We start from the raw sequence: 17,736 nt of genomic DNA, 5'->3' as shown, positions 1-17,736 counted from the left end.
TCAGAAATTGGGCCCGGCCCAGGTCGATCCACCGATCCACCCGAGCCCGGCCAGCACCGGGCGCAGGGCGACGGCGACATCGGGCGAGGCCACCGGGCCGCCCCGCGCCGCCTCCCGGCCGGCGAGCCCGTGCAGGTAGGCCGCCGCGGCGGCGGCCCGCTCCGGCGCGAGACCCGCAGCCAGCAACGAGCCGAGCAGCCCAGACAGCACGTCGCCCGTACCGCCGGTGGCCAGGGCCGCGGTCCCGGTCTGGTTGACATAGGCCCGGCCGTCGGGCGTACCGATCACCGTCCGGTCGCCCTTGAGTAACACCACAGCGTTCATCCGGGTGGCCAGGCCCAACGCGGCAGCGACCCGGTCGTCGCCGGGAGCCTCGCCGGAGAGCCGGGCGAACTCCCGATCATGCGGGGTGACCACGACCGGGGCGTCCCGCCGCCGGAGCTGGTCGGCGAGGGAGCCCGTACCGAGCAGGGTCAACGCGTCCGCGTCGAGCACCGCCGGCACCGGTGCCGCGAGCACCGCCCGCAGCTCACCCGCCGCCTCGTCGCCGGTACCCAGCCCGGAACCGCACACCCACGCCTGCACCCGACCGGCCTCGGCGACCCGGTCGGTAGCGATCACCGACGGGTGTTGGCGCAGCACCTCCGTCCGGGCGGTGCCGGCGTAGCGGACCAGGCCGGTCGGGCCGGCCAACGCACCGGCCACCGAGAGCACCGCGGCGCCGGGGTAGCCGGCCGAGCCGGTGGCGAGACCGACCACACCCCGGCTGTACTTCTCTGTCGCCGGTCCGGGCCTGGGCCACCAGTCGGTCACATCCGCCCCCTCGGTGATCTGCAGCGCCGCGGTGCCACGCAGCCAGGGTTCCAGCCCGATGTCGACCAACTCAACCTGGCCGGCCAACGGCGCCGCCGCGCCCACCACCAGCGCGGGCTTCAGGGCACCGAAGGTCACCGTGACGTCGGCGTGGATCGCGGCCGGCTGACCAGCCGCGGTCAGCGGCACCTGCCCGGTGTCGACCGACACCCCACTCGGTACGTCCACCGCGACCACTGTCGCCCGGCCACCGGCCCGCCCGCGACACTGCGCAAGGCCCGCCGCGAGCTGCGCCGCCGGTGCCCGGAGCCCACCGCTGCCACCGATCCCGACGATGCCGTCGAGCACCAGGTCCACCCGGGCCGGTGGGCGGTCGACCAGCCGACCACCCGCGGCCCGCAGCGCCGCCAACGCCTCGGCGTGCGCCCGGCCCGGAGTCAGTAACAGCGCCGACACCGCCGCCCCGCGCCGGGCCAGCCGGGCGCCGGCGAAGAGCGTGTCACCGCCGTTGTCGCCCGAGCCGACCAGCAGCAGCACCGGGGCGCCATAGACACCACCCCGGTCGGCGAGGAGCTGCGCACAGCGGCGGGCGAGCCCCGCAGCGGCCCGCTGCATCAACGTCCCGGGCGGGAGCGTCGCCAACAGGCCCGCCTCGGCGGCGCGTACGTTCGCCACCCGCCACACCGGTCTCATCCCACTCCGTCCCCGTGCCCGGCTGGACCGGGCACGCCACCGATCAGCGTTCCGCGACCACCATGGCCGACGCGATCCCCCCGTCGTGCGACAGCGACAGGTGCCACCGGTTGGCCCCCCGCTCGACCGCCGCCGCCGCGACCGTGCCGGAGACGGTCAACCACGGCCGGCCATCCGGATCCGGCACGATCTCACAGTCGTGCCAGCTCAGCCCGCTCGGTGCACCGAGCGCCTTGGCCACCGCCTCCTTCGCCGCGAAGCGGGCGGCGAGCGACTCGGGCGAACGGGCGTTACCAGAACTGGTGTACCGCTCGGCTTCGGTGAAGAGCCGGTCGGCGAGCAGCGGTGTCCGGGTCAGCGCCCGCGCGAACCGCTCCACCAGGACCACGTCGATGCCGACCCCGACGATCATGCGCCCACCCTACCGGCGCGGTGCCCGCGCATGCTGCCGTTGCCGCCACTCGGTACACCCACCGGGCCGTGGTGCGTGGGCCCGTCGGCCGCGGGGCCACCACGTTCCCGGCGCCCTCGGTACTCACTCGACGGTTACGGACTTCGCCAGGTTGCGGGGCTGGTCTACGTCGTGGCCCCGAGCAGCGGCGATCTCCGCGGCGAAAACCTGCAACGACACGGTGGTCACCAGCGGCGCAAGCAGGGTCGGCGTACGCGGTACGTAGACCAGGTGGTCGGCGTACCGGACGACAGACTCGTCCCCCTCCTCCGCGATCACGATGGTCCGGGCGCCCCGGGCCCGCACCTCCTGAATGTTGGAGACGATCTTGTCGTGCAACATGCCGCGGCCGATCGGCGACGGCACTATGCAGATCACCGGGGTGCCCTCGTCGATGAGCGAGATCGGGCCGTGCTTCAACTCGCCCGCGGCGAAGCCCTCGGCGTGCATGTACGCCAGTTCCTTGAGCTTCAGTGCGCCCTCCAGGGCTACCGGGTAGCCGACATGCCGACCGATGAAGAGCACGGTCGACTCGGACTTCAGCTCCCGGGCCAGCTCGCGTACCGGCTCGATCCGCCCCAGCAGCTCGCGCAGCTTGCCCGGAACGTCCTGGAGCTGGGACACCACCGCGGCGACCTCGTCGGCGAACTTGATCCCGCGCACCTGGGCCAGGTGCAGGCCGATCAGGTAGCAGGCGACGAGCTGGGTCAGGAACGCCTTGGTGGAGGCGACCGCGATCTCCGGCCCACCGTGGGTGTAGAGGACCGCGTCGGACTCCCGGGGAATGGTGGAGCCGTTGGTGTTGCAGATCGCCAGGATGCGTGCCTTCTGGTCCTTGGCGTGCCGCAGCGCCATCAGGGTGTCCATCGTCTCGCCGGACTGCGAGATCACCACGATCAGGGTGGACCGGTCGAGCACCGGGTCTCGGTAGCGAAATTCGCTGGCCAGCTCCACCTCGCAGGGGATCCTTGTCCAGTGCTCGATCGCGTACTTGGCCACCATTCCGGCGTGGTACGAGGTACCGCAGGCGACGATGAAGATCTTGTCCACGTCGCGCAGGTCCTGATCGCTGAGGCGAACCTCGTCGAGCATGATCTCGCCGGTCTCGGCGAGCCGGCCCAGCAGCGTGTCGGCGACGGCCTGCGGCTGCTCCGCGATCTCCTTGAGCATGAACCAGTCGTAACCGCCCTTCTCCGCGGCGGAGGAGTCCCAGTCGATGTGGAAGTCCCTGCCGGTGGCGGGCCGGCCGGCGAAGTCGGTGATCTCGATGCTGTCGGCGGTGATCAGAACGATCTGATCCTGACCCAGCTCGATCGCTTCGCGGGTGTGCTCGATGAACGCCGCGACGTCGCTCGCCAGGTAGTTCTCGCCGTCGCCCCGGCCGACGACCAGGGGCGAGTTCCGCCGCGCGCCGACCACCGCGCCCGGAACGCCGGCGTCCACGGCGAGCAGGGTGAAGGCGCCCTCCAGGCGCTGACAGACGACCCGCATGCCGGCGGCGAGCAGCTGCGGCCCCTCCGGATGCCCGGCGGACCGCAGGTCGGCGAGGGCCGCGGCGAGCAGGTGGGCGGTGCACTCGGTGTCGGTGTCGCTGCCGAACTGGATCCCGTCGGCCTCCAACTCGGCGCGCAGCTTCGCGAAGTTCTCGATGATGCCGTTGTGGATCACCGCAACCCGTCCGTCCGGGGAGAGGTGCGGGTGGGCATTGCGGTCGGTGGGGCCGCCGTGGGTGGCCCAACGGGTGTGGCCGATTCCGGTGACCCCATCCCCGATCCCGATCGGGGATGCGGCGCAGGCCTCCGGATCCCGCGCGGACCGCTCGGCGAGGACCTTCTCCAGGTTGGCCAGCTTGCCGGCCTTCTTCTCCGCCAGTAGTTCATCCGCGCAGATGATGGCGACGCCGGCCGAGTCGTAGCCGCGGTACTCCAGCCGTCGCAGCCCATCGAGCACGATGCCGAGCGCCGGGCGCGCGCCGGCGTAACCCACGATTCCACACATGGGTGGCAGCCTAACCCAGTTTCACTCATCCGTGGTGCTCGAAAGGCGGGTAAACAAGCATCCGATTTGAGTGAATGGTGCGAGCGGCTACCGAGCGTCACGAAAGACGATCTACGACCGCGGCAGGGTTGAACGGACCCGGACAGTCCGTAGGCTGACAGACGTGACGACCGCCCATGTCGATGCCCTGGTAGCCCGAATGCGCCCCTTCGGGACGACGATCTTCGCCGAGATGTCCGCCCTCGCCGGCCGAACCGGGGCGGTCAATCTCGGCCAGGGCTTTCCGGACACCGACGGCCCACCCGAGATGTTGGCCGCCGCGGCGGAGGCGCTGCGCGGCGGGCAGAACCAGTACCCGCCCGGCCCTGGCATCCCCGCACTCCGCACCGCCGTGGCCGCGCACCAGCAACGGTTCTGGGGCCTGGAGTACGACCCCGACGGCGAGATCGTGGTGACCGCGGGCGCCACCGAGGCGATCGCAGCGGCGATCCTGGGCCTCTGTGAGCCCGGCGACGAGGTGGTCTGCTTCGAGCCCTACTACGACTCGTACGCCGCCTCGATCGCGCTCGCCGGCGCCCGTCGACGCCCCGTGACGTTGCGCCCCGGAGCAGCCGGCCGGTACGCGGTCGACCCGGACGAGCTGCGCGCCGCGTTCGGGCCGCGTACCCGGCTGGTGCTGCTGAACTCCCCGCACAACCCCACCGGCAAGGTCTTCACCCCCACCGAACTGGCCCTGGTGGCCGAGCTGTGCCACGAGTACGACGCGTACGCGGTCACCGACGAGGTCTACGAACACCTCGCCTTCACCGATGCCACCGCTGGCCACGTGCCCCTCGCCACGTTGCCCGGGATGCGGACGCGGACGCTGCGGATCTCCTCGGCCGGCAAGACCTTCTCCTGTACCGGCTGGAAAGTCGGCTGGGCGAGTGGGCCGGCGTCGCTGGTGTCGGCGGTCCTGCGGGTCAAGCAGTTCCTCACCTTCGTCAACGCCGCGCCGTTGCAACCCGCGGTCGCGGTGGCGCTGGGCCTGGCCGACAGCTACTTCACCGAGTTCCGGGCCGGGATGCAGGCCCGCCGGGACCAACTCGTCACCGGCCTCGCCGATGCCGGGTTCGGGGTCGGACCACCGGAGGGCACCTACTTCGTCACCGCCGACGTGACACCGCTCGGTGCCCAAGACGGGGTGGAGTTCTGTCGCGCGCTGCCGGAACGCTGTGGCGTGGTCGCGGTCCCGACCCAGGTCTTCTACGACGACTCGGAGGCCGGCCGGCGGCTGGTCCGGTTCGCCTTCTGCAAACGCCCGGAGGTCCTGGCCGAGGCCGTCACCCGGTTGCGGCGGCTGGCCCGGTGAACGCGCCCCGCCGGCACCCATCGCCGGCGGGGATACACCAGGTCAGCTGACCGGGCTGGCGGTACGAACCTGTTCGGCGATCCGCTCGGCCACCGCCCGCGCCGTCGTCTCGGTACCGGCCTCCACCATCACCCGGACCAGTGGCTCGGTGCCCGAGGGACGCAGCAGGACCCGGCCGGTGTCGCCCAGCTCGGCCTCAGCCCGCGCGACCTCGGCCCGTACGGTCGGAGCCGCCGCACCCACCGTACGGTCACCGACCGGCACGTTGATCAGAACCTGAGGCAGCGGAGTAACCACGGCTGCCAGCTCGGCCAGGGACTTGCCGGTCCCCGCCATCCGGGACATCAGGTGCAGGCCGGTCAGCACGCCGTCGCCGGTGGTCGCGTGGGCGGGCATCACGATGTGCCCGCTCTGCTCGCCACCGAGCGCCAGGCCGGAGGCGCGCAGCTCCGCCAACACGTACCGGTCACCGACCTTCGTCTCGACCAGCCGAATCCCCTCCCGCGACATGGCTATCCGCAGGCCGAGGTTACTCATCACGGTCGCCACCAGGGTGTCGTCGGTGAGCGTGCCGGCCTCCCGCATCGCCAGTGCGAGGATCGCCATCACCTGGTCGCCGTCCACCTCGTCACCGTCGGCGCTGACCGCCACGCAACGGTCGGCGTCGCCGTCATGGGCGATGCCCAGCTGCGCGCCGTGCTCGACGACGGCCTGCCGGAGCGCCGCCACGTGGTTGGAGCCGCACTCGTCGTTGATGTTGAGGCCGTCGGGCTCCGCGTGGATCGCGACCACCTCGGCGCCGGCCTCCCGGTACGCCGCCGGTGCCACCTCGGCGGCGGCACCGTTGGCGCAGTCCACCACGACCTTGATCCCGTCCAGCCGGTGCGGCACGGTGCCGACCAGGTGCTGCACGTAGTGGTCGGCGCCGTCGAGCAGGTCGTGGACCCGGCCGACCCCCGCCCCGACCGGACGCTCCCAGGCGGTCGTCGCGTTCGTCTCGACCGCCGTCTCGATCTTCATCTCGATCTCGTCCGGTAGCTTGTGCCCACCGGCGGCGAAGAGCTTGATGCCGTTGTCCGGCATGGGATTGTGCGAGGCGGAGAGCATCACCCCGATATCGGCCTTGGCCTCCGCGGTGAGGAACGCCACCGCCGGGGTCGGCAGGACGCCGACCCGTACGACGTTCGCGCCGGCACTGGTCAGCCCGGCCACCACCGCGGCTTCCAGCATCTCGCCGCTGGCCCGGGTGTCCCGGCCGACAACGGCCAGCGGGGGGTGGCTCCGATCCGCTTCGGCGAGGGTGTGCGCGGCGGCGACCGCTACCGCGAGCCCCAACTCGGGGGTGAGATCCGCGTTCGCCCGTCCCCGTACCCCGTCCGTGCCGAACAACCGACCCATTCCCGTCAAACCTCCGATGCGACTGCCGATGGTGAAAAACGGGAACGGCCGGGCCACCTCCATTCGCAGGAGGCGGCCCGGCCGTCCGTCAGAAGTACAACGAGCAGCTGATCGTCAGCGCTTCGAGTACTGGGGAGCCTTACGGGCCTTCTTGAGGCCGTACTTCTTGCTCTCCTTGACCCGCGCGTCCCGGGTCAGGAAGCCGGCCTTCTTGAGCGCCGGACGGTCGTCCGGCTCGCTGGCGATCAGCGCGCGGGCGATGGCCAGCCGGAGCGCACCGGCCTGACCGGTGGTGCCGCCGCCCCGCAGGTTCGCGATGACGTCGAACTCCTCCGCCTTCTCGGTGGTGACCAGCGGGTCCTTGATCAGCTGCTGGTGCACCTTGCTCGGGAAATACGCCTCAAGGTCCCGGCCGTTGCAGGTGATCTTGCCAGTGCCCGGGACGATACGGACCCGGACGATGGCCTCCTTGCGGCGACCCACGGTCTGGATCGGCCGGTCACCAAGGGGCGCGCGGACGACGGGCGCCAGCGCCTCGGCGGCCTCGGGGGCGACCTCGGTGGCGATGATGTCGGTCATGCTGCTTCCTTCGCCCGCGCTCACTGCGCGATCTGCTTGATCTCGAACGGCACTGGCTGCTGCGCGCCGTGCGGGTGCTCGGCACCGGCGTAGACCTTCAGCTTCTTAATCAGCTTCCGGCCCAGCTTGTTGTGCGGGAGCATGCCCTTCACGGCCAGCTCAACGGCCCGCTCGGGGCGCTTGGTCAGCAGCTCGTCGTAGCCGACCTGCTTGAGGCCGCCGGGGTAACCGGAGTGCCGGTAGGCGATTTTCTGCTGCCGCTTGTTACCGGTCAGCGCGACCTTGCCGGCGTTCACGATGACGACAAAGTCGCCCGTGTCGACGTGCGGCGCGAAAGTCGGCTTGTGCTTGCCGCGCAGCAGCGTGGCGGCGTGGGTGGCCAAGCGGCCCAGCACGACATCAGAGGCGTCGATAACGTGCCACTGACGCTCGATCTCACCCGGCTTCGGGCTGTACGTACGCACAGGTTTACCTTGTCTCGTCGTCGGTCTGGGGCCTGCGCGCCGGGTGACCATGACTTTCCGGCCGAGCCAGCGCGCACGAACGACCAAGCGCACCTCAGACGGCACGCCCCTAGATGTCGCACAACAGCAGGTAACGATACCCAACGTCAGGCCAGCCGGCAAAACGGGGTCCGGTCGGCCTGCCGGGCTGGGCCGGGACAGGCTGGCTTCCCACCCACGGCGCTGGTCGATGATGACCGAAATCACACCCGAGCCGAGGCCAGCCGGGCCCCCGGGCGCAGGTACACAACCCACGTCAGCACGGTCAGCAGCAGGAAGAAACCGACATAGAACCACAGCGCGGGCTGGATGCTGCCGTACGCCGACTTCGCCCACGCGTAGCAGATCGGGACCAGGAAGCCGCCGAAGGCCCCGACCGCGGAGATGATCCCGAGCGCCCCGGCCGCCTGCCGGCGCATGGCACGCATGATCTCCGGCGAACCACCAAGCTCCTCCCCCCGCACCTGGAAGATCCGAGAGATCATCCGGTACGTCGATCCGTTGCCGACCCCGGTGGCCACGAACAACAGCATGAAGGCCAGGAAGAAGAGCTCCAGCCAACGCTCCCGTACCGACCACAGCGCCAGGTACGCGCCGCCGGTCATCAACACGAAGCTGGCCACGGTGATCCGGGCGCCACCGACGGCGTCGGCGAGACGACCGCCGAAGGGTCGGCAGAGTGAGCCCACCGCCGCACCGAGGAACGCCCAGGACAACGCGATGTCGGGCCGACCGAAGACCCCGTTGAGCAGCGTCGGGAAGGCCGCCGAGTAGCCGATGAAGGAGCCGAACGTGCCGACGTACAGCAACGACATGATCCAGGTGTTCCGGTCCCGCAGCGAAGACCAGACCGGCCCCACGTCCGCCTTGGCCTCGACCAGGTTGTCCATGAACAGGTAGGCACAGACCGCCGCGATCACCGCGAGCGGGAGGTACATCAGGCCGGCTCGGGCCAGCGCGAGGCCACCGCCCAGCACGATCACCTGCGGCACCAGGAACTGCACGACGGCGACCCCGATGTTGCCGCCCGCCGCATTCAGCCCAAGCGCCCACCCCTTCTCCCGCTCCGGATAGAAGAACGAGATGTTCGCCATGCTGGAGGCGAAGTTCCCGCCGCCGAACCCGGCCGTGGCCGCGATCAGCAGCAGCGGCACGAATCCGATCTCCGGGTGCTGCACCGCCCAGGCCAACCCGGCAGCCGGAATGATCAGCAGCAGGGCGGAGATCACGGTCCAGTTCCGCCCACCGAAGACCGGCACCGCGAAGGTGTACGGCAGTCGCAACAGTGCGCCGACACCGCTGGGCACGGCGGTCAGCCAGAGCGCCTGGCTCGTGGTCAGCGTCCAGCCGACATCGTCCAACCGGACCACCACGATGCTCCAGAGCAGCCAGACGGAGAACCCGATGTGCTCGGCGAAGATCGAATAGATGAGATTGCGCCGGGCGACAGCCCGACCGACGGTCCGCCAGAAGTTCTCGTCCTCCGGATCCCAGTGGCCAATCCAGCGGCCCCGGCCGCGGTGCAGGTCGATCTCCTCCGCCGTGGTCGTCGCGGGCACGCTCGTCGTCATCAGGCGCTCCTTCCGGCCGGGCCGTCCTGGCCCGCCGGCCGCACCGGTTGGTCGGTGTCGAACGGGCCCGGCTGGAACCTAGGAAGCCGGCGTTACCGCAGCGTTCGTCGCTGGATTCGGGGAGGCAACGGTGCGCGCACCGAGCTGGACACCGACCGGTGAGGAGCGCTCGCAGCAGGGCGAGCGGCAGGTGACTCAGAGCTGTTGCAGGATGCGCAGCGCCCGGCCGACCCGACGCATGACCTCATGGTCGGCCACGTCCACGCACTCGGAGAACCACTGCTTCATCGGCGAGGAGAGCCGGTCCGGCATCACCACCCGCTCGCCCATCGACACCGCGAGGGGGGAGTCCCGCAGCAGCGCCGTCTCCACCACCTCCGCCACGATCACGATCGGCACCGCGGTGGAGTTGTAGACGTCGGAGCTGACGACCAGCCCCAGCCGCTCCCGGGCCCCCGAGATCCGCCAGACCTCGCCCCTATGCAGCACGCGGACGGCCACCGCGGAGCAGGTCGTTGACCAGCCCCACCTCGTGGGCGTCAGCGAGCGCGGGGGTTTCCCAGTCGAGACCGGCGCGGCTGACCGCGTCAGCGTGGGCGGAGAAAACCGCCCGCAGCGTCTTCTCCCGGGCGGCCTGGTCCATCCAGGCGGACAGAGAGAGCCCCTCGCGTCGGGCGAACCACCGGGCCTGCTCGATCGTCTCGTCGGCGAGCGACAGGGTCACCTTGGCAGTCATGCCGGCAGCCTACCCAGGGGTACGACCATCAGTCAGCCCGCCGAGGTGGTGCGCCCGTCTTGACCGGACCGAAACACGCGGGATCCGGGCCGGAAACCCCCTGCCGGCACGCTTCACCGGCATGACAGACGGTACGCGCCCCGCTACCGCATCCGGACAACCCGACTCCGAGGCGGCGACGCACTGCCCGTACTGCGCGCTCCAGTGCGGGATGACCCTGCGCGAGACGGCCGGCGAGGTGGCCGTCCTCCCCCGCTGGTTCCCCACCAACCAGGGCGGGCTCTGCCAGAAGGGCTGGACCGCCGCCGAGCTGCTGGACCACCCGGATCGCCTCACCACCGCGCTACTTCGCGACCCGGCCGACGGCGAGCTGCGCCCGACGAGCTGGGACGCGGCCCTGGACCGGATCGTCACCGGCATCCACGCCGTCCAGGCCAACCACGGGCCGGACGCGGTCGCCGTCTTCGGCGGGGGTGGCCTCACCAACGAGAAGGCGTACGCGCTGGGCAAGTTCGCCCGGATGGTGCTCCGAACCCGACACATCGACTACAACGGGCGTTTCTGCATGTCGTCGGCGGCTGCCGCCGGGATGCGCGCCTTCGGTGTCGACCGGGGTCTCCCCTTCCCCCTGGCCGACCTGGGCACCGCCGACACCCTGCTGCTGGTCGGCGCGAACCCGGCCGAGACGATGCCCCCACTGGTGCGCTGGCTGACCGCGCAACGCCGCCGCGGGGGGCGGCTGATCGTGGTGGATCCGCGCGTCACCGCCACCGCCCGCCAGGCCGACCTGCACCTACAACCACTACCCGGCACCGACCTGGCGGTGGCCAACGCGCTGCTGCACATCGCGCTCGCCGAGGGGTTCGTGGACCACAGCTACGTCGCCGGCCGCACCACCGGCTTCGACGAGGTTCGCCGGGCGGTGGCGGAGTGGTGGCCAGCCCGCGCCGAGGCACTGTCCGGGGTGTCGGTCGCCGACCTGGAGACGACCGCACGTGCGCTGGGCGGCGCCCGCCGGGCGATCATCCTCACCGCCCGCGGCGCCGAGCAACACGCCAAGGGCGTCGACACCGTCACCGGGTACGTGAACCTGGCGCTCGCCCTCGGCCTGCCCGGCCGCCCCGGCTCCGGTTACGGCTGCCTGACCGGGCAGGGCAACGGCCAGGGCGGCCGGGAACACGGCCAGAAGGCCGACCAGCTTCCCGGCTACCGCCGCATCGACGACCGCGCCGACCGAGAGCACGTCGCCGCCGTCTGGGGCGTGCCAGCGGAGGAGCTACCGGGGCCCGGGATGCCCGCCTACCGGCTGTTGGACTCGCTCGGCACCCCGGACGGGCCGAAGGCGCTGCTGGTGTTCGGCTCCAACCCGGTGGTCTCCGCGCCCCGGGCGGCCCGGATCGAGCGCCGCCTGCGCGACCTCGACCTGCTGGTGGTCGTCGACTTCCTGCGCTCCGAGACGGCAGCCCTCGCCGACGTGGTGCTGCCGACCGCGCAGTGGGCCGAGGAGGACGGCACCATGACCAACCTGGAGGGACGGGTCCTGCGTCGGCGGGCACTCCGCACACCACCGCCCGGCGTCCGTACCGACCTGGAGCTCCTCGCCGCCCTCGCCACGGCGCTGGAGCAGGACCCCGGACACCCGGCCGACCGGGACCGAGGGCCCGCCCTCTCCCCCGAGCCACAGGTGGTGTTCGAGGAGCTCCGAGCGGCCTCGGCCGGCGGGCTCGCCGACTACGCCGGGATCAGCTGGGAGCGAATCGACGCGCAGGAGGGCGTGTTCTGGCCCTGCCCGGAGCTCGACGGGCCGGACGCCCCCCGGCTCTTCGCCGACCGGTTCCCCACCCCCGACGGGCGTGCCCGATTCCACGCCGTGCAGCACCGACCCGCCGCGGAGCAGGTGTGCGCCGCCTACCCGCTGCACTTCACCACCGGACGGGTACTAGCCCAGTATCAGTCGGGAACGCAGACCCGCCGGGTACCCGCGCTGCGCCGGGCCGCGCCAGCGGCCTTCGTCGAACTGCACCCGGACGTGGCCGACCGACTGGGCGTGACCGATGGCGAGCCGGTCCGGGTGCGCTCCCGCCGGGGCGAGCTGGTCGCGCCGGCCCGGCTCAGCCCGACGATTCGGCCGGACACCGTCTTCGCCCCGTTCCACTGGGGTGGGACCGCCCGCGCCAACACGGTCACCAACGACGCCGTCGACCCGATCTCCGGGATGCCGGAATTCAAGATCTGTGCGGTCCGAGTGGAGAAGGTGGCGGTGACGTGACCGACCGAATCGTGATCGTCGGCAATGGAATGGCCGGCACCCGCCTCGCCGGTGAACTCTCCGCGCGCGGCGGGGACCGAAAGGTCACCGTGCTCGGGGCAGAACCACACCGGGCCTACAACCGGATCCTGCTCTCCACCCTGCTGACCGGAGCGATCGGGGAACCGGAGGTGCAGCTGACCGAGGTCGCCGGGCACGGAGTCGACCTGCGCACCGGGGTCCGCGTCACCGCGATTGACCGCGAGGACCGTACGGTCCGCACCGACCGGGGCGACCAGATCCACTACGACCACCTGGTCCTGGCCACCGGCAGCCGCTCCGTTGTCCCCCCACTGACCGGGCTGACCGGCGGAGAACTGCCGGACCGGGTGGTGTCGTTTCGCACCCTCGATGACTGCCGCCGCATCCTCGCCGTAGCTGACCGGGCCCACCGCGTGCTGGTGCTCGGCGGCGGGCTACTCGGCCTGGAGGCGGCCCGCGGGCTCGCCGGCCGCGGGCTCGAGGTGACGGTGGTGCACCCGGTGCCGTACCTGATGGAGCGGCAACTCGACCCGGCCGCGGCGGCGGTGCTCGCCGGTACGCTCGCCGGCCTCGGGGTCACCACCCAGCTGGCCGTGCCGGCCACCGCCGTGCTTGCCGGCCCCCGCGGCGTCCGCCTCGAGCTGGCCGACGGCCGGTCGCTCGACGCCGACCTGCTGGTGCTGGCCTGCGGCGTACGCCCGGACACCGCGCTCGCCACCGCCGCCGACCTGGCCGTACGGCAGGGGGTCCTGGTCGACGACCGGCTGCGCACCAACGACCAGCGCATCTCGGCCATCGGCGACTGCGCCCAGCACGGCGAGACCCTGACCGGCCTGGTGGCCCCGGCCTGGGCGCAGGCACGGGTGCTGGCACAGCTGCTCAGCGGCGCGGACCCGTCGGCCCGGTACCGGCCGAGACCGGTGGTGACCCGGCTCAAGACCGCCGGCATCGACCTGGCGGCGATGGGGGACCCCGGCGACGGCCCCGGTGAGGAGCTGACCTTCACCGACCCGGCCGCTGGCACGTACGCCCGACTGCGGATCAACCACGAACGGCTGACCGCCGCGATCCTGCTGGGTGACAACCCGTCCGTCGGTACGGTCATCCAGCTCTTCGACCGGGGACAGCCGGTGCCCAGCGACCGGCGGTCGCTGCTGCTTGGCCGGGCACCCGGCCCGGGGTCGGCGGAGCCGGCCAGCACACCGGCGCTGATGCCGGCCGCGGCGACGGTCTGCCACTGCAACAACGTCAACAAGGGAACACTGGTGGAGAGTTGGCGCCGCGGGGCGCGGACGGTCGACGAGGTGGTGGCGGCCACCCGCGCCGGTACGGGCTGCGGCTCCTGCCGGGACGCGGTCGCCGGCATCGTCGACTGGCTCTCCACAGTGGAATCGGTGGAGGTGGGGCGATGAGGAAAGGTCGACTGGTCGTCATCGGCAACGGCATGGTCGGGCAACGCTTCGTGGACGCGTTGCGCGCCCGCGACAGCGACGATCGGTGGCGGGTAACCGTGCTCGGCGAGGAGCCCCAACCCGCGTACGACCGGGTGCGACTCTCTGCCCTCTTCGACGGGGTGGGCGCCGCCGAGCTGAACCTGCACACCCCGGATCCGCGGGTACGGCTGCGGCTCGGTGCGGCGGTCACCGCGATCGACCGGACCCGACGCGTCGTGACGACGACCGCCGACGAACACCCGTACGACGCACTGGTGTTGGCCACCGGCTCGTACCCCTTCGTGCCGCCGATCGACGGCATCGGCCTGCCGGGCGTCTTCACCTACCGCACCCTGGACGACCTGGCCGCGATCCGCGCGCACGCCCGGGGCCGCCGGCGGGGCGCGGTGATCGGCGGGGGCCTGCTCGGCCTGGAGGCGGCGAACGCGCTGCGGCTACTCGGGCTCGCCACCAGCGTCGTGGAGTTCGCACCGCGGCTGATGCCGGTGCAGGTGGACACCGCCGGCGGGGCACTGCTGCGCCGCTACGTCGAGGAGCTGGGCGTCGCCTGCCGCCTCGGGGTCGCCACCAGCGCGCTGCACCCCGGCCCGGACGGCGTGGTGGCCCAGCTGGAGCTGGCGGACGGCGGTCGGGTGGACGCCGACCTGGTCGTCGTGGCGGCTGGGATCCGCCCCCGGGACGAGCTGGCCCGCGCCGCCGGCCTGCCCCTCGGCAGCCGGGGTGGGGTGCTGGTCGACCGCGCCGGCCGCACTGCCGACGAGCGGATCTGGGCGGTCGGCGAGTGCGCCGCCGTGGACGGCACCTGCCACGGTCTGGTCGCCCCCGGCTACGCGATGGCGGAGACGGTGGCCGACCGACTGGTCGGCGGGGCGGCCACCGTCCCCGACGCGGACACCGCCACCAAGCTCAAGCTGCTCGGCGTGGACGTCGCCTCCTTCGGCGACGCGCACGGCACCACCCCGGGCTGTCTCGACGTGACCTTCACCGATCCGGCCACCCGGGTGTACGCGAAGCTGGTCCTCTCCGACGATGCGCAGACGCTGCTCGGCGGCGTGCTGGTCGGCGACGCCGACGCCTACCCGACGTTGCGGGCCAGCGTCGGTCAGGCGCTGCCCGCCGCGCCGCTCGCGCTGCTCGCCCCGGCCGGTGCGGGCACCGGGGTGGCGGCGCTCCCCGGCTCCACGCAGGTCTGCTCCTGCAACGCGGTGACCCGCGCCGACCTGGACGCGGCGATCGCCGGCGGCGCGGCCGACGTGCCGGCGCTCAAGGCGGGTACCCGGGCCGGGACCAGCTGTGGCTCCTGCGTACCGATGCTCCGGCAGCTGCTCGACGCCGCCGGCGTTGGGCAGCCCCGCGGGCTCTGCGAACACTTCGAGGTGAGCCGCCAGGAGCTCTTCGACCTCATCCGGGTCCGGGGGATCCGCACCTTCTCCAGCCTGATCGCCGAGCATGGCCGAGGCGATGGCTGTGACATCTGCAAGCCGGTGGTGGCGTCGATCCTGGCCTCCCTCGGCACCGGGCACCTCCTCGACGGCGAGCAGGCGTCGCTACAGGACACCAATGACCACTTCCTGGCCAACCTGCAGCGGGACGGCAGCTACTCGGTCGTGCCCCGAATCCCTGGCGGCGAGATCACCCCGGAGAAGCTGATCGTGCTCGGCGAGGTGGCCCGGGACTTCGCGCTCTACACAAAGATCACCGGCGCGCAGCGCATCGATCTGCTCGGTGCGCGGGTGGAGCAGTTGCCGCAGATCTGGCGCCGGCTGGTCAACGCGGGCTTCGAGTCCGGCCACGCGTACGGCAAGGCGCTGCGGACGGTGAAATCGTGCGTCGGGTCCACCTGGTGCCGGTACGGGGTGCAGGACTCGGTCGGGTTGGCGATCGTGCTGGAGCTGCGCTATCGCGGGCTCCGCGCCCCCCACAAGATCAAAGCAGCCGTCTCCGGCTGTGCCCGGGAGTGCGCCGAGGCGCGCGGCAAGGACTTCGGCATCATCGCCACCGACGCTGGCTGGAACCTCTACCTCGGCGGCAACGGCGGATTCCGGCCCCGGCACGCCGACCTCTTCGCCACCGACCTGACCACCGAGGCGCTGGTACGGCTGGTTGACCGGTTCCTGATGTACTACATCCGCACCGCGGACCGGCTGCAACGTACCGCCGCCTGGATCGAGGCGATGGACGGCGGCCTGGAGCACCTCAGCGCGGTCATCGTGGACGACTCGCTGGGGCTCTGCGCCGAGCTGGACGCGGCGATGGCGCGGCACGTGGGGTCGTACTCCGACGAGTGGCGCGACGTCCTCGAGGATCCGGCCCGGCTGAGTCGGTTCACCTCCTTCGTCAATGCTCCCGAGGTACCCGACCCCTCCATCCGGTTCACCGAGGAACGTGGACAGCGAGTACCGGCGGGGACCAGGGAGACCGAGAACCGACAGCCGGTCGGGCTGGGAACGCCGCGGGTACGGCGATGACCGGCCAGCCGCGGGGGTGGACGGTGGTCTGTCCACTGACCCGCCTGGACCCGGGTCGGGGGGTGGCCGCACTCGTTGACGGTGTCCAGGTGGCGCTGTTCCGTACCGCCGCCGACCTCTTCGCCATCGACAACCGGGACCCGGTCACCGATGCGTACGTGCTCTCGCGCGGCATCGTGGGCAGCCGGGGCGGCGCGCCGACAGTCGCCTCCCCACTCCACAAACAGACATACGACCTGCGTACCGGAGACTGCCTGGACCTACCGGGCGTCGCGGTCCGGTGGCACGAGGTGCGGTGCCGGGCCGGGCTGGTCGAGGTACGGCTGCGAAAGGAGGCGTAGATGCGCGACGAACTGGCCGGCTTCACCGTCGGGGTGACCGCCGACCGGCGTCGGGAGGAACTGGCGACGCTACTCCAGCGGCATGGGGCCCGGGTGGTCTTCGCGCCGGCCCTTCGGATCGTGCCACTCGCCGACGACACCGAGCTGCGCGCGGCGACGCGGGCCTGCCTCGATCGGCCACCGGATGTCCTGATGGCCGACACCGGGATCGGGATGCGGGGCTGGCTGGAGGCGGCCGAGGGCTGGGGGCTGGCCGAGCCGCTGCGCGCGGCGCTGCGTGGAGCGTACGTGGTGGCGCGCGGTCCGAAGGCCCGCGGCGCGATCCGAGCCGCCGGCCTGCACGACCAGTGGTCGCCCGGCTCGGAGAGCTGCGCCGAGGTGGTGGAGCACCTGCGTGACCGGGGGGTGGCCGGCCAGGTGATCGCCATGCAGCTGCACGGCGGAGCGCAGCCCGAGTGTACGAGGGCGCTGATCGCAGCCGGCGCGACCGTGATCGCGGTGCCGGTCTACCGCTGGGCCCCGCCGACCGACCCGACCCCACTACATCGACTGATCGACCTGGTCGCCGACCGGATGGTGGACGCGGTGACGTTCACCTCGGCGCCGGCCGCCGAGGCGTTGCTGCACGCCGCCGGGGACCGGACCGACCGGGTTCTCGACGCGTTCCGGGGTGCGGTGCTGGCGAGCTGCGTGGGGACGGTAACCGCGGAGCCGCTGCGGCGGCGGGGGGTGCCGGTCAGCGCTCCCGAGCGAGCCCGGCTGGGTGCTCTGGTCCGAACGATCGTGGCGGAGCTACCGCGGCGCGCGGTCACCCTGAAAGCCGCCGGTCACCTACTCACCCTGCGCGGGCACGCCGCCGTGGTCGATGGTGAGCTTCGACCGCTGGCGCCGGCCCCGATGGCGGTGCTGCGGAGGCTGGCGGCGTCCCCGGGGCGGGTCCTGTCCCGAGCGGCGCTACTCCAGACGCTGCCGCGCGGGGCGGATGAACATGCGGTGGAGATGGCGGTGGCGCGGCTACGCGCCGGGTTGAGGGCCCCCGGGGTGGTACAGACAGTGGTGAAGCGCGGCTACCGCCTCCGGGTCGACTGAC

General features: G+C 72.0%; 15 protein-coding genes. 6 read left to right on the top strand and 9 right to left on the bottom strand.

Features of this window, described 5'->3' with window-relative positions:
• The 3 genes from B118_RS0100510 to glmS all read right to left on the bottom strand — a co-directional run bounded on the left by B118_RS0100510 (position 1) and on the right by glmS (position 3,955).
• Positions 1-1,506 (bottom strand): NAD(P)H-hydrate dehydratase, encoded by a 1,506-nt coding sequence (locus B118_RS0100510; protein WP_028192249.1) that lies wholly within the window; start codon positions 1,504-1,506, stop codon positions 1-3.
• Positions 1,507-1,549: 43 nt separating this feature from the next.
• Entirely contained in the window at positions 1,550-1,918 is a 369-nt protein-coding gene (locus B118_RS0100505) for a holo-ACP synthase (protein ID WP_018222629.1), read from the bottom strand.
• Positions 1,919-2,041: 123 nt separating this feature from the next.
• Complete coding sequence (gene glmS / locus B118_RS0100500; RefSeq protein ID WP_018810179.1) at positions 2,042-3,955, bottom strand: glutamine--fructose-6-phosphate transaminase (isomerizing); 1,914 nt, start codon at positions 3,953-3,955, stop codon at positions 2,042-2,044.
• Positions 3,956-4,118: 163 nt separating this feature from the next.
• Here glmS and B118_RS0100495 point away from each other — a divergent pair, with 163 nt between their 5' ends.
• A complete protein-coding gene (locus B118_RS0100495; RefSeq protein ID WP_018222627.1) occupies positions 4,119-5,306 on the top strand; it encodes a pyridoxal phosphate-dependent aminotransferase in 1,188 nt (395 codons plus the stop codon).
• A gap of 42 nt (positions 5,307-5,348) precedes the next feature.
• Here the strand turns inward: B118_RS0100495 and glmM are convergent, their stop codons facing one another.
• The 6 genes from glmM to B118_RS0100465 all read right to left on the bottom strand — a co-directional run bounded on the left by glmM (position 5,349) and on the right by B118_RS0100465 (position 10,093).
• Positions 5,349-6,704, bottom strand: a complete 1,356-nt coding sequence (gene glmM / locus B118_RS0100490) for a phosphoglucosamine mutase (protein ID WP_026270432.1) — start codon at positions 6,702-6,704, stop codon at positions 5,349-5,351.
• A gap of 114 nt (positions 6,705-6,818) precedes the next feature.
• Entirely contained in the window at positions 6,819-7,283 is a 465-nt protein-coding gene (gene rpsI / locus B118_RS0100485) for a 30S ribosomal protein S9 (RefSeq protein ID WP_018222625.1), read from the bottom strand.
• Positions 7,284-7,303: 20 nt separating this feature from the next.
• Positions 7,304-7,747, bottom strand: coding sequence for a 50S ribosomal protein L13 (gene rplM, locus B118_RS0100480; RefSeq protein WP_018217015.1), 444 nt, complete (start codon positions 7,745-7,747; stop codon positions 7,304-7,306).
• Between the two features lie 242 nt (positions 7,748-7,989).
• Complete coding sequence (locus B118_RS0100475) at positions 7,990-9,357, bottom strand: NarK family nitrate/nitrite MFS transporter (RefSeq protein WP_018222624.1); 1,368 nt, start codon at positions 9,355-9,357, stop codon at positions 7,990-7,992.
• A 195-nt stretch (positions 9,358-9,552) separates the two neighbouring features.
• The gene (locus B118_RS0100470) at positions 9,553-9,858 is read right to left on the bottom strand and encodes a type II toxin-antitoxin system PemK/MazF family toxin (protein WP_018222623.1); all 306 of its coding nucleotides are present in this window, start codon (positions 9,856-9,858) and stop codon (positions 9,553-9,555) included.
• A complete protein-coding gene (locus B118_RS0100465; protein WP_018222622.1) occupies positions 9,836-10,093 on the bottom strand; it encodes a DUF6364 family protein in 258 nt (85 codons plus the stop codon). The genes B118_RS0100470 and B118_RS0100465 overlap by 23 nt, the downstream gene beginning before the upstream one ends.
• A gap of 121 nt (positions 10,094-10,214) precedes the next feature.
• On the opposite strand from B118_RS0100465, the gene B118_RS0100460 reads away from it, so the two are divergent.
• The 5 genes from B118_RS0100460 to B118_RS0100440 are packed head-to-tail and all read left to right on the top strand — an operon-like array spanning position 10,215 to position 17,735.
• Positions 10,215-12,362, top strand: a complete 2,148-nt coding sequence (locus B118_RS0100460) for a molybdopterin oxidoreductase family protein (RefSeq protein ID WP_050592768.1) — start codon at positions 10,215-10,217, stop codon at positions 12,360-12,362.
• Complete coding sequence (locus B118_RS0100455; protein ID WP_028187539.1) at positions 12,359-13,795, top strand: FAD-dependent oxidoreductase; 1,437 nt, start codon at positions 12,359-12,361, stop codon at positions 13,793-13,795. Before B118_RS0100460 ends, B118_RS0100455 begins: the two co-directional genes overlap by 4 nt.
• Complete coding sequence (nirB, locus tag B118_RS0100450) at positions 13,792-16,305, top strand: nitrite reductase large subunit NirB (RefSeq protein WP_028187538.1); 2,514 nt, start codon at positions 13,792-13,794, stop codon at positions 16,303-16,305. The genes B118_RS0100455 and nirB overlap by 4 nt, the downstream gene beginning before the upstream one ends.
• On the top strand, positions 16,302-16,646 hold the full coding sequence (nirD, locus tag B118_RS0100445; protein ID WP_027657382.1) for a nitrite reductase small subunit NirD: 345 nt from the start codon (positions 16,302-16,304) through the stop codon (positions 16,644-16,646). The genes nirB and nirD overlap by 4 nt, the downstream gene beginning before the upstream one ends.
• Positions 16,647-17,735: a uroporphyrinogen-III synthase gene (locus B118_RS0100440; RefSeq protein WP_018222617.1), complete on the top strand. Its 1,089-nt coding sequence runs from the start codon at positions 16,647-16,649 to the stop codon at positions 17,733-17,735.
• The last annotated feature ends 1 nt before the right edge of the window (position 17,736 follow it).

This window comes from Salinispora pacifica CNR114 (assembly GCF_000514775.1).
GTDB lineage: Bacteria > Actinomycetota > Actinomycetes > Mycobacteriales > Micromonosporaceae > Micromonospora > Micromonospora pacifica.
Note: the sequence above shows the minus strand (reverse complement) of the source record. Positions and strands in the feature narration are given on the sequence as shown.